Raw genomic sequence first — 13,437 nt, 5'->3', positions numbered from 1 at the left:
TCAGCGCATTCCGGCGGCGATCTCGCGCAGCGCGGCCGTGGCGCGTCGCTGGAGTCCCGGACCGAATGTGACGCGGGTGGCCCCGAGTTCGCCGAGCACGGCGGGCGAGGGGCCTTCGCCGTCCGCCCGGGCCACCATGTTGACCGGGCCCTGGATGCCGGACCGCAGCAGCGGCAGCACGTCGACCGGGGCGAGGATCGGATACACGCAGTCCGCGCCCGCCGCCACGTACAACGCGGCGCGCTCGATGGCCCGTTCGGGGTCGCCGTCGCCGTGCACGAAGATGTCGACGCGGGCGTTGACGAAGAGCCGGTCGGCGGCGGCCGAGCGCACCTCGGCGAGGTACTCGGCGTGCTCGCGCGGATCCTTGAGGACACCCGCGTCGTCCGAGTCATCGAGGTTGCACCCCACGGCACCGGCCTCCAGCAGCCGCTCCACCAGCTCCTCGGGCGCGAGCCCGTACCCGCCCTCGACATCCGCCGACACCGGCACGTCCACCGCCCCCGCGATCCGGGCCACCGCCGCGAACATCTCGTCGGCGGGGGTCACCCCGTCCTCGTACCCGAGTGAGGCGGCGACGCCCGCGCTGGGCGTGGCCAGGGCGGGGAACCCCGCTTCCACGAACACCCGGGCGCTGGCCGCGTCCCAGGGGCCCGGCAGCACCAGGGGGTCTCCCTGGGCGCGCTTCAGGTGCAGGGCGCGGAACAGTTCGGCCTTGGTCATGGCTGGTAACCCCCCGGTGCGACACGGCGGCTGACCATCAGTCGGTTCCAGCCGTTGACGACGGTGATCAGCCCGATGAGGTGGGCCAGTTCGGCCTCGCCGAAGTGCTTGGCGGCGGTGTCGTACACCTCGTCCGGCACGAAGCCTCCCCCGGACTTGGTCCGGCAGGTTCCCCCACTCAGCACGGTGATCGCCTCCGTCAGGCCCAGGGCGGCACGCTCCCGCTCGCTGTAGAGGTCCCCGGTCTCCTCCCAGGCGTCGAGCAGCTGGATCCGGTCCTCCGACTCGCCGTTCCTCCGGGCCACTTGGAGGTGCATGTCCAGGCAGAACGCGCAGTGGTTGATCTGCGAGGCCCGGATCATCACCAGCTCGGCGAGGACCGGATCGCCGAGCCCCCGCTTCGCGGCCGCACTGAGCGCGGACATCGCCCGGCCGACCTCCCGGTCCAGTAACCGGGTGCGGCTCACGTGTGCTGCCCGGGCTGGTAGTGGCCCGGGGTCATCCGGGTGGAGACGCCGAACCGGTTCCACGCGTTGATCACCGTGATCGCGGCGATCAGCCGGGCCAGCTCGGCCTCCTCGAACTGCTTGGCGGCCCGCTCGTACACCTCGTCCGGCACGAAGCCGTCGGTGAGCACGGTGATCGCCTCGGTCAGTTCGATCGCCGCCAGCTCCTTCTCGGTGTAGAAGTGCCGCGACTCCTCCCAGGCGCTGAGCTGCACGATCCGCTCCACGCTCTCGCCGGCCGCGAGCGCGTCCTTGGTGTGCATGTCGAGGCAGAAGGCGCAGTGGTTGATCTGCGAGGCCCGGATCTTCACCAGCTCGTACAGCTTGGGGTCCAGGCCCTGCCGGGCCGCCGTGTCCAGGCGGATCATCGCCTTGTAGACGTCGGGCGCGTGCTCGGCCCAGTGCAGCCGCGGGGCGTGTTCGGTGGCGTACTCGAGGGTTTCCTGTGCAGTGCTCATGCTTCGACCCTAGGAGCGAGGAAGCCCAGGAGTATGGTCCATTTCCATGGCGGATTCATGGGCCACTCTGGGGGTCGACCTGCACCTGGAACCGGCCGGTTCCAGCGGGCTGCGCCGCGGTCTGACCGACGCGCTGCGGGACGCGGTCCGCACCGGCCGCCTCGCCCCCGGCACCCGGCTGCCCTCCTCCCGCAGCCTCGCCGCCGACCTGGGCATCGCCCGCAACACCGTCGCCGAGACCTACGCCGACCTGGTCGCCGAGGGCTGGCTCACCGCCCGGCAGGGCTCCGGCACGCGGGTCGCGGAAAGGGCCGTGCTCCCACCCGCGGACACGGCACCCCGGCGCCGCGATCCGGGACGCCCCGTGCACAGCCTCGTCCCGGGCACACCCGACCTCGCCGCCTTCCCGCGCACCGAGTGGCTCAAGGCCGCCCGCCGGGCGCTCGCCACCGCCCCCTTCGACGCCCTGGGCTACGGCGACCCGCGCGGCCGCCCCGAACTGCGCACCGCCCTCGCCGGCTACCTCGCCCGCGCCCGGGGCGTCCGCACCGACCCCGAGACCCTCGTGATCACCGCCGGCTTCTCGCACGCCCTGCGCGTCCTCGGCGCCGTGCTGCGGGCACGCGGGGTGCGGACGGTGGCGGTGGAGTCGTACGGGCTTGACGCCCACTGGGCGCTGCTGACGGACGCGGGACTGGCGGCCCGCGCACTGCCGTACGACGAACTGGGCACGGACACCGGGGTGTTGGGCGGTGAGGGCGCGGAGGGCGCGGTTCTCGTCACCCCGGCCCACCAGTTCCCGATGGGCACGGCCCTGCACCCCGACCGGCGCAGTGCCGTCGTGGAGTGGGCTCGCCGGACCGGCGGACTGGTCCTGGAGGACGACTACGACGGCGAGTTCCGCTACGACCGCCAGCCCGTCGGCGCGCTGCAGGGCCTCGATCCCGATCACGTGGTCTACCTCGGCACCGCCAGCAAGTCCCTCGCCCCCGGCCTGCGGCTGGGCTGGATGGCGCTGCCGCCGTCCCTGGTGGAGGAGGTGACCGCGGCCAAGGGCCGTATCGACACGTGCGGGGTGCTGGACCAGCTGACCCTGGCCGAGTTCCTGGTGTCCGGCGCGTACGACCGCCATGTCCGCTCCGCCCGCCTGCGCTACCGGCGCCGCCGTGACGCGCTCGCCGCGGCCCTCGCCGAGCGTGCACCGGACGTCCGGGTCACCGGCATCGCGGCCGGTCTGCACGCGGTCCTGCGGTTGCCGCCCGGCACCGAGCAGTCGGTGGTCCAGGCCGCCGCCTGGCAGGGACTGGCCCTGCACGGCCTGGCCTTCCACCGGCATCCCGAGGCGGTAGCCGAGTCGTTGGACGCCCTGGTGGTGGGCTACGGGACGCCACCGGACAGCGCGTGGGCGGGTGCGCTGGAGGCGTTGTGCCGAGTACTGCCGTGAGGGGACCGGCGAGGGAGCGGCAGGCTTCAGTGGGCGGGCCCGGTCTCCTCCGTCACCGGTGCCTCCCCGAACCGGGCCAGCGCCAGTGCCCCCGCCACCGCCACGGCGAAACCGAGTGCGGCCAGCCAGGTCAGGCCCTCGCGGGTGCGGTCGCCGAGCCAGATGACGCCCACCGCCGCCGGGCCGATCGTCTCGCCGATCACCATTCCGGCCGTCGCCGTGGTCACCGAGCCGCGCTGCAGGGCCGAGGTCAGCAGGATGAACGCGGCGCCCCCGCCGATCAGGAGGGCGTAGGCCGCCGGGTTGGTGAGCAGGTCGGCCGGCCGCAGCGAGTCGATCAGGCGGACCGACACCTCCACCACGCCGAACCCGAAACCGGCCCCCAGGCCCAGCACCAGCGCCCGCATGCGCCCGGACAGCCGCCCGCCCAGCAGCGCGAGCACCAGCATGCCGACCGCCGTCGCGAGCATCACCCAGCCCAGGGCGTCCGGCCCGTCCCGTTCTCCCTCCGGCCCGGACGCCAGCCCCAGCATCGCGAGCCCGGCGCACACCACGCCCACCGCGCCCCACTCCGTGCCGCTCAGCCGCACCCGCAGCAGACGCGCCGCCACCACCGCCGTCACCGCGAGACTCGACGCAAGGGCCGCGCTGACCGCGTAGATCGGGATCGACCGCAGGGCCGCGATCTGGAACAGGAAACCCAGCCCGTCCAGCGCCAGCCCGGCCAGATACCGCCACTGGCGCAACGCCCGCAGCAGCAACGCCGCCTCGCCGCCCCCGCCCGGCCCGGCCGCGCGCGCGGCCATGGCCTGCAGCACCGTCGCCGTACCGAAACAGACCGCCGCGGCCAGGGCGCACACCATTCCAAAGAGCACGAAGTGACTCTAGGGGAGCGCGCAACCGGCCACCCCCCTCGCCCCCCGCTCTCACCGGTCTCTAGGCTGACCGCCGGAAACAGGCCGCGAACGGGGGAGACACCACCATGGCGAACGCAAGCCCACAGACCCGCGGGCAACTGCGGTCCACCACGGTCGTCCTCGGCGGCATGGGCCTGCTCGCCGCCGCCCTGACCGCCTGCTCGTCCGAACCGGACAAGCGCTGCGTCGACCGCGACAGCTACCACCTGGCCAAGGGCTACAAGGTCGTCTCGGACAAGAACTGCAAGTCCACCAAGACCTCCGCCAACGGCGCCTGGTACTACGGCGGGAAGAAGAAGGGCTCCTGGGTCGACGACGGCTCCTTCACCAGGCCCAGCAAGGGCTCGGGCGGCTCCTCGGACGACGACGGCCACCGCGGCGGCGTCCACCGCGGCGGCTTCGGCGGCGGCCACGGCAGCTCCGGCGGCTGACCGGAACACGACGCATGGAACGCCGTACCACCATCCCCCGCCCCGGCTGGCAGCAGACCGTCGAGGAACAGGGGCTCGTCTACCCGCTCACCCGCCATCCCGACGGCTCCCTGCGCCCCTACTGGGACGAGAGCGCCTACTACGTGTTCTCCCTGGAGGAGGTCGAGGCGCTGGAGGAGACGGTCGCGGAACTGCACCGGATGTGCCTCGCGGCCGCCGAGCACATCGTGGCCGAGGACCGCCTCGCCGACCTCGGCATCACCGATCCGCGCGTGGCCGCCGCGGTCACCGAGGCCTGGCACCACCGCGCCGAACTCCCCTCCGTCTACGGCCGTTTCGACCTCCGCTACGACGGCACCGGCCCGGCCAAGCTGCTGGAGTACAACGCCGACACCCCCACCTCACTGGTCGAGGCCGCCTCACCCCAGTGGTTCTGGATGGAGGAGCGCTTCCCCGGCGCCGACCAGTGGAACTCCCTGCACGAACGCCTCGTCGACGCCTGGCGGAAGCAGGCCGGGCTCCTCCCGCCGGGCAGCCCCCTGCACTTCGCGCACTCCGCCGCCGACGAACTCGGCGAGGACCTGATGACGGTCGCCTACCTGAAGGAGACCGCCGAACAGGCCGGCCTCGCCACCGACTGGATCTCCATGGAGGAGATCGGCTGGGACACCGTCTCCGGCCGCTTCGTGGACAACCGGCTCCGGTTCATCCGCAGCGTCTTCAAGCTGTACCCCTGGGAGTGGCTCACCACCGACGCCTTCGCCGGGCACGTCCTCGACACCCTCGACAACGGCGGCGGCACCGGCACCACCCTGTGGATCGAACCCGCCTGGAAGATGCTCCTGAGCAACAAGGCCCTGCTGGCGATCCTCTGGGAGCTGTACCCCGGCCACCCGAACCTCCTCCCCGCCCACCTGGACGGCCCGCGCGAGCTGGCGAGGTCGTCCGGCTACGTCGCCAAGCCCCTGCTGGGCCGCGAGGGGGCGGGCGTCACCGTCCACGAGCCCGGCGCCGAACCCGTGATCCGGGACGAGGCCTGCTGCTACCAGCAGCTGGCCCCGCTGCCCGCTTTCGACGGCAACCATGTCGTCCTCGGCGCCTGGGTCGTCCAGGACGAGCCGGCCGGCCTCGGCATCCGCGAGTCCTCGGGCCTGATCACCGACGAGTACGCCCGCTTCCTGCCGCACGTGATCCTCCCGGGCCTGTCCTAGCCTTCGAGCACGGCCGCGAGCTGGTCCAGCCCCCAGTCCAGGTCCTGCTCGGCGATGACCAGCGGCGGGGCGATCCGGATCGTGCTGCCGTGGGTGTCCTTCACCAGCACCCCCCGGTCCATCAGCTTCTCCGACAGCTGCCGCCCGGTGCCGTACCGGGGATGGACGTCCACCCCCGCCCACAGGCCGCGCCCCCGCACCGCCGTCACCCGGCCGGTGCCGAGCAGCCCGGCCAGCCGCCCGTGCATCCGTTCGCCCAGCTCGGCCGCCCGTGCCTGGAACTCGCCGGAGCGCAGCATCGCGATGACCTCCAGCGCCACCGCGCAGGCCAGCGGGTTCCCGCCGAACGTCGACCCGTGCTCGCCCGGCCGGAACACCCCGAGCACCTCGGCGCTCGACACCACCGCCGACACCGGCAGGATCCCGCCGCCCAGCGCCTTCCCCAGCACGTACATGTCCGGTACGACCCCCTCGTGCTCGCACGCGAAGGTCCGCCCGGTCCGCCCGAGCCCCGACTGGACCTCGTCGGCGACGAACAGCACGTTCCGCTCGCGGGTCAGCTCCCGCACCCCCGGCAGATAGCCGGCCGGCGGCACGATCACCCCGGACTCGCCCTGGATCGGCTCCAGCAGCACGGCGACGGTGTTCTCGGTCAGCGCCGACTTCATGGCGGTCAGGTCCCCGTACGGCACGATCTCGAAGCCCGGCGTGTACGGCCCGAAGTCCGCGCGGGCCTCCGGATCGGTCGAGAAGCTGATCACGGTCGTCGTACGCCCGTGGAAGTTGCCCCCCGCGACCACGATCTTCGCCATCTCCCCGGGCACCCCCTTCACCCGGTAACCCCACTTCCGGGCGGTCTTCACCGCGCTCTCCACGGCCTCCACGCCGGTGTTCACGGGCAGCACCATCTCCATGCCGCACAGCTCGGCCAGCTCCGCGCAGAACGCCGCGTACCGGTCGTGGTAGAAGGCGCGGGAGGTCAGCGTCACCCGCTCCAGCTGGCGTCTGGCCGCCTCGACCAGCCGGCGGTTGCCGTGCCCGAAGTTGAGCGCCGAGTAACCGGCGAGCAGATCCAGATACCGCCTCCCCTCCACATCGGTCATCCACGCCCCCTCGGCCGTGGCCACGACGACGGGCAGCGGATGGTAGGTGGGCGCGCTGTGCGCGTCGGCGGTGGCGATGAGGTCTTCAGCAGTGGTCACGGCCTCTCCCGGATACGACGGAGACCCCCTTCCTATCCTCGCTCGCATGGTGGACGCGGGATCTCACCGCTCCGGCGCGCCCGGTAGGCTGATCAGCGGGCCGTGACTGGCGCGCTGGGATGGGACGGACCATCGGGGAGCGGCCCGAGCGGGAAATCAGTGCCGTGCGCCTGGGCCGAACGTGAACGCTGAAACGCACGCCGTCCGGAGGTCCCCATGCCTGAGCAGCAGCCCCTCTCCACCGAGTCCACCGCCTTCCGCGCGGCCCTCGACGTCATCCGCGCGGTCGAGCCGGGAGTGGCCGACGCCATCGGCCAGGAGGTGGCCGACCAGCGCGAGATGCTGAAGCTGATCGCCTCCGAGAACTACGCCTCCCCGGCCACCCTGCTGGCCATGGGCAACTGGTTCAGCGACAAGTACGCCGAGGGCACCATCGGCCGCCGCTTCTACGCCGGCTGCCGCAACGTCGACACCGTGGAGTCCCTGGCCGCCGAGCACGCCAAGGCGCTCTTCGGCGCCCGGCACGCCTACGTCCAGCCGCACTCCGGCATCGACGCCAACCTCGTCGCCTTCTGGGCCGTCCTCGCCGACCGCGTCGAGGCCCCGTTCCTGGAGAAGACCGGCGTCCGCCAGGTCAACGACCTCACCGAGGCCGACTGGGCCGAGCTGCGCCAGGCCTTCGGCAACCAGCGCATGCTCGGCATGTCCCTGGACGCGGGCGGTCACCTCACCCACGGCTTCCGCCCGAACATCTCCGGCAAGATGTTCGACCAGCGCTCCTACGGCACCGACCCGGCCACCGGCCTCATCGACTACGAGGCGTTGCGCGCCCAGGCCCGCGAGTTCAAGCCGCTGATCGTCGTCGCCGGCTACTCGGCGTACCCCCGTCTGGTGAACTTCCGGATCATGCGGGAGATCGCGGACGAGGTCGGCGCCACCCTGATGGTCGACATGGCCCACTTCGCGGGCCTGGTCGCCGGCAAGGTGCTCACCGGCGACTTCGACCCGGTCCCGCACGCCCAGATCGTCACCACGACGACCCACAAGTCGCTGCGTGGCCCGCGCGGCGGCATGGTCCTGTGCGACGACTCCCTGAAGGACCAGGTCGACCGCGGCTGCCCGATGGTCCTCGGCGGCCCGCTGCCGCACGTCATGGCCGCCAAGGCCGTCGCTCTCGCCGAGGCGCGGCAGCCCGCCTTCCAGGGCTACGCCCAGCGCATCGTCGACAACTCCCGCGCCCTCGCCGAGGGCCTGATGCGCCGCGGTGCCACCCTGGTCACCGGCGGCACGGACAACCACCTCAACCTGATCGACGTCGCCACCTCCTACGGCCTCACCGGCCGCCAGGCGGAGGCCGCCCTGCTCGACTCGGGCATCGTCACCAACCGCAACGCCATCCCGGCCGACCCGAACGGCGCCTGGTACACCTCCGGCATCCGCGTCGGCACCCCCGCCCTCACCACCCGTGGCCTGGGCACGGCGGAGATGGACGAGGTGGCGGGCCTGATCGACCGCGTCCTGACCACGACGGAGCCGGGCACGACGAAGTCGGGAGCGCCGTCCAAGGCGGCCCACGTCCTGGACGAGAAGGTGGCGCAGGAGATCGCCCAGCGGGCAACGGACCTGGTGGCGGGCTTCCCGCTGTACCCGGAAGTCGACCTGGGCTGATCAACGCCCTCAGGGGCGACCAACCGCAAGGGGCGCGGGGCCGCATTCGACGTGCGGCTCCGCCGCGGGCGCGCGAGCAACCACGAACGGCCCGCAGTCCCGTGCACCGAACCCCCCGAGCTCTCTGAGACAATGAAAGACATGGCTTCCGCTGACCGACCCCGCGTGCTCTCCGGCATCCAGCCCACCGCCGGCTCGTTCCACCTCGGCAACTATCTCGGCGCCGTCCGCCAGTGGGTGGCCCTGCAGGAGTCCCACGACGCGTTCTACATGGTCGTCGACCTGCACGCGATCACGGTCCCGCAGGATCCGGCGGAGCTGCGTGCCAACACCCGCCTCGCGGCGGCCCAGCTCCTCGCGGCCGGTCTGGACCCCGACCGCTGCACCCTCTTCGTGCAGAGCCACGTCCCGGAGCACGCCCAGCTCGCCTGGGTCATGAACTGCCTCACCGGCTTCGGCGAGGCCGGCCGCATGACGCAGTTCAAGGACAAGTCCGCCAAGCAGGGCACCGACCGCGCCACGGTCGGCCTGTTCACGTACCCGATCCTCCAGGTCGCGGACATCCTGCTCTACCAGGCCAACGAGGTTCCGGTCGGCGAGGACCAGCGCCAGCACATCGAGCTGACCCGCGACCTCGCCGAGCGTTTCAACGGGCGCTTCGGCGACACGTTCACGATCCCGGCGCCGTACATCCTCAAGGAGACGGCGAAGATCTACGACCTGCAGGACCCCACGATCAAGATGAGCAAGTCGGCGTCCACGCCGAAGGGCCTGATCAACCTGCTCGACGAGCCGAAGGCCACCGCCAAGAAGGTCAAGAGCGCCGTCACCGACACGGACACCGTGATCCGCTACGACGTGGAGCACAAGCCGGGCGTGTCGAACCTCCTCACCATCTACTCCACGCTCACCGGCAGGTCGATCGCCGAGCTGGAGGAGGACTACGAGGGCAAGATGTACGGCGCGCTCAAGACGGACCTCGCCGAGGTCATGGTCGAGTTCGTGACGCCGTTCCGGGAGCGCACCCAGCAGTACCTGGACGACCCCGAGACGCTCGACTCGGTCCTGGCCAAGGGCGCGGAGAAGGCGCGCGCGGTCGCCGCGGAGACGCTTTCGCAGGCCTACGACCGCGTCGGCTTCCTGCCGGCGAAGCACTGAGGAGCACGGACCGGCGCCGAGGCGCACGACCGCTCCACACCTGCGTGGCAGAGCGCTGCACATCACTTCCGCTGCGCCTGCCCACAGGACATCCGTGGCCGTACAGTCGATAACCGACGGCCCGGACGAATTGGGCCGAGAAGACAGCACACGACGACAGGAGACGACGTGGGGACCGTAACGATCGGCGTGTCGATCGCGGTCCCGGAGCCTCACGGCAGCCTGCTCCAGGAGCTGCGCGCGGGCTTCGGCGACGCCGCGGCTCACGGCATCCCCACGCACGTCACGCTGCTGCCGCCGGCCGAGGTGGACGCGGCCGACCTGCCGGCCGTCGAGGCGCACCTCACCGGGGTCGCCGCGGCCGGCCGGCCGTTCCCGATGCGGCTGTCCGGGACCGGCACCTTCCGGCCCCTGTCGCCGGTCGTCTACGTCCGCGTCGTCCAGGGCGCCGAGGGCTGCACCTGGCTGCAGCAGCGGGTCCGCGACGCCTCCGGACCCCTGGCGCGCGACCTGCAGTTCCCGTACCACCCGCACGTCACGGTCGCGCACGGCATCGACGAGGTGGCGATGGACCGGGCGTTCGAGGAGCTGGCCGGCTTCGAGGCCGAGTGGCCGTGCACCGGGTTCGCGCTCTACGAGCAGGGCGCCGACGGCGTGTGGCGCAAACTGCGGGAGTACACCTTCGGGGGATCCGTGGTGCCGCCGCAGGGCGGCCACGCCGACGTCGAGCGCGGGACGATCGCCAGCCGGTAGCCCCCCGGTCAGACCGGCAGTCTCCGGAACACGGCCCGTGGCGCGTGCCGCAGGGCCGACATCACCAGGCGCAGCGCGCCCGGCACCCACACCGTCTCCGAGCCGCGGCGCAGGCCCAGTTCGACGGCCGTGGCGACCGCCTCGGGGGTGGTGGCGAGCGGCGCCGGGTGGAGGCCGGCCGTCATCCGCGTACGGACGAAGCCGGGGCGTACGACCATGACGTGCACGCCGGTGCCGTACATCGCGTCGCCGAGGCCCTGCGCGAAGGCGTCGAGGCCGGCCTTGCTGGAGCCGTAGATGAAGTCGGCGCGGCGGGCCCGTTCGCCCGCGACGGAGGAGAGGACCACCAGGGAGCCGTGGCCCTGGGTCTGCAGGGCGCGGGCGGCGACCAGGCCGGCCGAGACGGCTCCGATGTAGTTGGTCCGGGCGACCCGGACCGCGCGCAGGGGGTCGCGTTCGTCGTGGGCCTGGTCGCCGAGGGTGCCGAAGGCGAGCAGCACCATGTCGATGTCGCCCTCGGCGAACACCTTGTCGAGGACGGTCTCGTGGGACTCGGGATCGAGGGCGTCGAAGGCGACGGTGCGGACGTCGGCGCCCAGGGTGCGCAGGTGCGCGGCGGCCTCCTCCAGGGCGGGCGAGGGGCGGCCGGCCAGCCAGACGGTACGGGTGCGGCGGGCGATCAGACGGCGCGCGGTGGCCAGCGCGATCTCGGACGTGCCGCCGAGGACGAGCAGGGACTGGGGCAGATCCTTGGCATCCTTCATGACAGCTGACCGTATAGCCCGCATATGACCGTTTTGCTGAAGAAACGCGGTGTTGACGCCCACCAGGAGCGGGCACAGTCCGATCATGGACTGGCTGAAGAGGCTCCCCGGGATCGGGCCGATCGTCACCCGGCTGACGCTCACGCACGCCTGGCGCTCGTACGAGCGTCTGGACCGGGTGAAATGGACACGGCTGGCCGCCGCGATGACCTTCGTCAGCTTCGTCGCGCTGTTCCCGCTGCTGACCCTGGCCGGCGCGATCGCCGCCGCCACGCTCAGCGAGTCCCGGCAGAGGAACCTGCAGCACAGGATCGCCGAGCAGATCCCCGGCCTCTCCGACCAGCTGGACATCAACTCCCTGGTGCAGAACGCCGGTACCGTCTCGGTCATCGCCGGTGCCGTGCTGCTGTTCACCGGCATGGGCTGGGTCGGCCAGGTGCGCGACTGCCTGCGCGCGGTGTGGGAGCTGCCCGACAGCGAGCAGAACCCGCTCATGGCCAAGGTCAAGGACGCGGGCATCCTGGTCGGTCTCGGCGGAGCCGTCGTCGCCACGATCGCCATCTCCACCGTGGCCTCGGCCATGGTGGGCTGGATCACCGACCAGCTCGGCCTCGACCGGGCGAGTTGGGGCAGCATCCTGCTGCGGGTGATCGCCTTCGCCGTCGCCGTGCTCGCCGACTTCCTGGTCCTGCTCTACGTGCTGACCCTGCTGCCCGGCGTCGAACCGCCGCGCCGCCGCCTGCTGGTGGCCGCGCTCACCGGCGCGGTCGGCTTCGAGCTGCTGAAGCTGCTGCTCAGCGGCTATATCCAGGGGGTCGCCGCGAAGAGCATGTACGGCGCGTTCGGCGTCCCCGTTGCCCTGCTGCTGTGGATCAACTTCACCGCGAAACTGGTCCTGTTCTGCGCCGCCTGGACGGCGACGCAGAGCAAGGAGACCCAGCCGGAGGACGTCAGGACCGCGCCCGACGGCGCATCAGATCCGGCAGCGGCCAACGGCGGTTGACCAGGAACGCCGCGCCGCCGAGCAGCACCAGCAGCCCGCCGGCGACGGCCAGGGCGATCCCGACGCCGCCGGAACCGCTCCCGGCGGTGGCGCTCGCCACCGGCTTCGAACCGGACCCGCCGGTGCCCCGCGCCTGCCCGGCCGAGGCGGTGGCACCGGTCCCGCCGGTGGGCTGGGCGGCGCTCTTCGGCGGGACCAGCTCGCCCACGGGACTCACCTTGCCGGCCGCCTGGAAGCCCCAGTCGAACAGCTTCGCGGTCTCCTTGTAGACCTCGTTGTGCTCGCGCTTCCCCGGGTTCATCACCGTGACCAGCAGTACCTTGCCGTTCCGTTCGGCGACACCGGTGAAGGTGGCGCCCGCGTTGGTGGTGTTGCCGTTCTTCACCCCGGCGATGCCCTGGTAGACGGGCACATCGGTGTCGCCGCTCAGCAGCCGGTTGGTGTTCCGGATCTCGAGGGAGCCGAACTTCGCGCTCACCGTGGAGCAGTAGTCGCGGAAGTCCTTCTTCTGCAGCCCGGAGCGGGCGAACAGCGTCAGGTCGTACGCCGACGACACCTGCCCCGGCTCGTCGTAGCCGTCCGGGCTGACCACGTGCGTGTCCAGGGCCTGCAGTTCGTCGGCGTGGTCCTGCATGTCCCGGACCGTCCGATCGACACCGCCGTTCATCGCGGACAGCACGTGCACGGCGTCGTTGCCCGAGCGCAGGAAGACCCCGAGCCACAGGTCGTGAACGCTGTAGCTGCGGCCCTCCTTTATCCCCACCACGCTGGAGCCGACACCCATGCCCGCCAGGTCGGACGGAACCACCTTGTGCTCCGTCGACTTCGGGAACCTCGGCAGCACGGTGTCCGCGAACAGCATCTTCATGGTGCTCGCCGGCGGCAGCCGCCAGTGCGCGTTGTGCGCGGCGAGGACCTCGCCGGACTCGGCGTCGGAGACGATCCAGGAACGGGCGGTGAGGTCCTTGGGGAGCACGGGCACGCCGGCGGCGAGGTTCACCTGCGTCCCGGGCTGCCCCAGCCGGGCGCCGCCGACCTGGGACATCTGCGCCGGGGGAGTGGCCGTCGGGCTGGTCGAGGGCGTCGGGGCCGCGAGGGCGGCCGGTGCGGTGACGGAGGCGGACAGCAGCGTGGCGGTGGTGACCAGCAGGGATCGCCTGACGGTCTTCTTGGGTGCGGGCACGGTCGGAAACGTACCC

The 13,437-nt window shown here is 72.0% G+C and carries 14 protein-coding genes and 1 riboswitch; of the genes, 7 read left to right on the top strand and 7 right to left on the bottom strand.

The window, feature by feature from the left end; all coding sequences use genetic code 11:
* The 3 genes from AC07CM_RS30735 to AC07CM_RS30725 are packed head-to-tail and all read right to left on the bottom strand — an operon-like array spanning window position 1 to window position 1,687.
* Complete coding sequence (locus tag AC07CM_RS30735) at window positions 1-723, bottom strand: isocitrate lyase/PEP mutase family protein (RefSeq protein WP_478879723.1); 723 nt, start codon at window positions 721-723, stop codon at window positions 1-3.
* A complete protein-coding gene (locus tag AC07CM_RS30730; RefSeq protein ID WP_478879722.1) occupies window positions 720-1,190 on the bottom strand; it encodes a carboxymuconolactone decarboxylase family protein in 471 nt (156 codons plus the stop codon). Before AC07CM_RS30730 ends, AC07CM_RS30735 begins: the two co-directional genes overlap by 4 nt.
* A complete protein-coding gene (locus AC07CM_RS30725; protein WP_478879721.1) occupies window positions 1,187-1,687 on the bottom strand; it encodes a carboxymuconolactone decarboxylase family protein in 501 nt (166 codons plus the stop codon). Before AC07CM_RS30725 ends, AC07CM_RS30730 begins: the two co-directional genes overlap by 4 nt.
* A gap of 46 nt (window positions 1,688-1,733) precedes the next feature.
* Between AC07CM_RS30725 and pdxR the strand changes: the two genes are divergently transcribed.
* Window positions 1,734-3,131 (top strand): MocR-like pyridoxine biosynthesis transcription factor PdxR, encoded by a 1,398-nt coding sequence (pdxR, locus tag AC07CM_RS30720; protein ID WP_478879720.1) that lies wholly within the window; start codon window positions 1,734-1,736, stop codon window positions 3,129-3,131.
* A 26-nt stretch (window positions 3,132-3,157) separates the two neighbouring features.
* On the opposite strand, the gene AC07CM_RS30715 is transcribed toward pdxR, so the two are convergent.
* Window positions 3,158-3,994 carry a DMT family transporter gene (locus AC07CM_RS30715; protein ID WP_478879821.1) on the bottom strand — a complete coding sequence of 279 codons (837 nt, stop codon included), beginning with the start codon at window positions 3,992-3,994 and terminating at the stop codon, window positions 3,158-3,160.
* Between the two features lie 119 nt (window positions 3,995-4,113).
* On the opposite strand from AC07CM_RS30715, the gene AC07CM_RS30710 reads away from it, so the two are divergent.
* Window positions 4,114-4,479, top strand: a complete 366-nt coding sequence (locus tag AC07CM_RS30710; protein ID WP_478879719.1) for a hypothetical protein — start codon at window positions 4,114-4,116, stop codon at window positions 4,477-4,479.
* 14 nt (window positions 4,480-4,493) lie between these two features.
* Entirely contained in the window at window positions 4,494-5,690 is a 1,197-nt protein-coding gene (locus AC07CM_RS30705) for a glutathionylspermidine synthase family protein (protein WP_478879718.1), read from the top strand.
* Here the strand turns inward: AC07CM_RS30705 and rocD are convergent.
* Window positions 5,687-6,940 carry an ornithine--oxo-acid transaminase gene (gene rocD, locus AC07CM_RS30700; protein ID WP_478879717.1) on the bottom strand — a complete coding sequence of 418 codons (1,254 nt, stop codon included), beginning with the start codon at window positions 6,938-6,940 and terminating at the stop codon, window positions 5,687-5,689. The two genes, AC07CM_RS30705 and rocD, sit on opposite strands and share 4 nt — an antisense overlap.
* 44 nt (window positions 6,941-6,984) lie before the next feature.
* Window positions 6,985-7,075, top strand: a riboswitch (ZMP/ZTP riboswitch).
* Between the two features lie 33 nt (window positions 7,076-7,108).
* On the opposite strand from rocD, the gene AC07CM_RS30695 reads away from it, so the two are divergent.
* The 3 genes from AC07CM_RS30695 (at window position 7,109) to AC07CM_RS30685 (ending at window position 10,471) form a co-directional block, all read left to right on the top strand.
* Window positions 7,109-8,560 (top strand): glycine hydroxymethyltransferase, encoded by a 1,452-nt coding sequence (locus AC07CM_RS30695; protein ID WP_478879716.1) that lies wholly within the window; start codon window positions 7,109-7,111, stop codon window positions 8,558-8,560.
* A 132-nt stretch (window positions 8,561-8,692) separates the two neighbouring features.
* The gene (trpS, locus tag AC07CM_RS30690) at window positions 8,693-9,718 is read left to right on the top strand and encodes a tryptophan--tRNA ligase (RefSeq protein WP_478879715.1); all 1,026 of its coding nucleotides are present in this window, start codon (window positions 8,693-8,695) and stop codon (window positions 9,716-9,718) included.
* Window positions 9,719-9,886: 168 nt separating this feature from the next.
* Window positions 9,887-10,471, top strand: a complete 585-nt coding sequence (locus AC07CM_RS30685) for a 2'-5' RNA ligase family protein (protein ID WP_478879714.1) — start codon at window positions 9,887-9,889, stop codon at window positions 10,469-10,471.
* 8 nt (window positions 10,472-10,479) lie between these two features.
* Here the strand turns inward: AC07CM_RS30685 and AC07CM_RS30680 are convergent, their stop codons facing one another.
* On the bottom strand, window positions 10,480-11,235 hold the full coding sequence (locus tag AC07CM_RS30680) for a decaprenylphospho-beta-D-erythro-pentofuranosid-2-ulose 2-reductase (protein WP_478879713.1): 756 nt from the start codon (window positions 11,233-11,235) through the stop codon (window positions 10,480-10,482).
* An 85-nt stretch (window positions 11,236-11,320) separates the two neighbouring features.
* Between AC07CM_RS30680 and AC07CM_RS30675 the strand changes: the two genes are divergently transcribed.
* Entirely contained in the window at window positions 11,321-12,238 is a 918-nt protein-coding gene (locus AC07CM_RS30675; protein ID WP_478879712.1) for a YihY/virulence factor BrkB family protein, read from the top strand.
* On the opposite strand, the gene AC07CM_RS30670 is transcribed toward AC07CM_RS30675, so the two are convergent.
* Window positions 12,186-13,421 (bottom strand): D-alanyl-D-alanine carboxypeptidase family protein, encoded by a 1,236-nt coding sequence (locus tag AC07CM_RS30670; protein WP_478879711.1) that lies wholly within the window; start codon window positions 13,419-13,421, stop codon window positions 12,186-12,188. The genes AC07CM_RS30675 and AC07CM_RS30670 overlap by 53 nt on opposite strands.
* Between the last annotated feature and the right edge of the window lie 16 nt (window positions 13,422-13,437).

The sequence above is a fragment of the Streptomyces sp. NPDC044061 genome (assembly GCF_056434305.1).
Note: the sequence above shows the minus strand (reverse complement) of the source record. Positions and strands in the feature narration are given on the sequence as shown.

Bases quoted from the DNA above. Each gene is read 5' to 3' on its own strand.
- trpS (WP_478879715.1), top strand. From the start codon at position 8,693: ATGAAAGACATGGCTTCCGCTGACCGACCCCGCGTGCTCTCCGGCATC.
- AC07CM_RS30680 (WP_478879713.1), bottom strand. From the start codon at position 11,235: ATGAAGGATGCCAAGGATCTGCCCCAGTCCCTGCTCGTCCTCGGCGGC.
- rocD (WP_478879717.1), bottom strand. From the start codon at position 6,940: ATGCGAGCGAGGATAGGAAGGGGGTCTCCGTCGTATCCGGGAGAGGCC.
- AC07CM_RS30695 (WP_478879716.1), top strand. From the start codon at position 7,109: ATGCCTGAGCAGCAGCCCCTCTCCACCGAGTCCACCGCCTTCCGCGCG.
- AC07CM_RS30710 (WP_478879719.1), top strand. From the start codon at position 4,114: ATGGCGAACGCAAGCCCACAGACCCGCGGGCAACTGCGGTCCACCACG.
- AC07CM_RS30675 (WP_478879712.1), top strand. From the start codon at position 11,321: ATGGACTGGCTGAAGAGGCTCCCCGGGATCGGGCCGATCGTCACCCGG.
- AC07CM_RS30705 (WP_478879718.1), top strand. From the start codon at position 4,494: ATGGAACGCCGTACCACCATCCCCCGCCCCGGCTGGCAGCAGACCGTC.
- AC07CM_RS30725 (WP_478879721.1), bottom strand. From the start codon at position 1,687: ATGAGCACTGCACAGGAAACCCTCGAGTACGCCACCGAACACGCCCCG.
- AC07CM_RS30735 (WP_478879723.1), bottom strand. From the start codon at position 723: ATGACCAAGGCCGAACTGTTCCGCGCCCTGCACCTGAAGCGCGCCCAG.
- AC07CM_RS30715 (WP_478879821.1), bottom strand. From the start codon at position 3,994: ATGGTGTGCGCCCTGGCCGCGGCGGTCTGTTTCGGTACGGCGACGGTG.
- pdxR (WP_478879720.1), top strand. From the start codon at position 1,734: ATGGCGGATTCATGGGCCACTCTGGGGGTCGACCTGCACCTGGAACCG.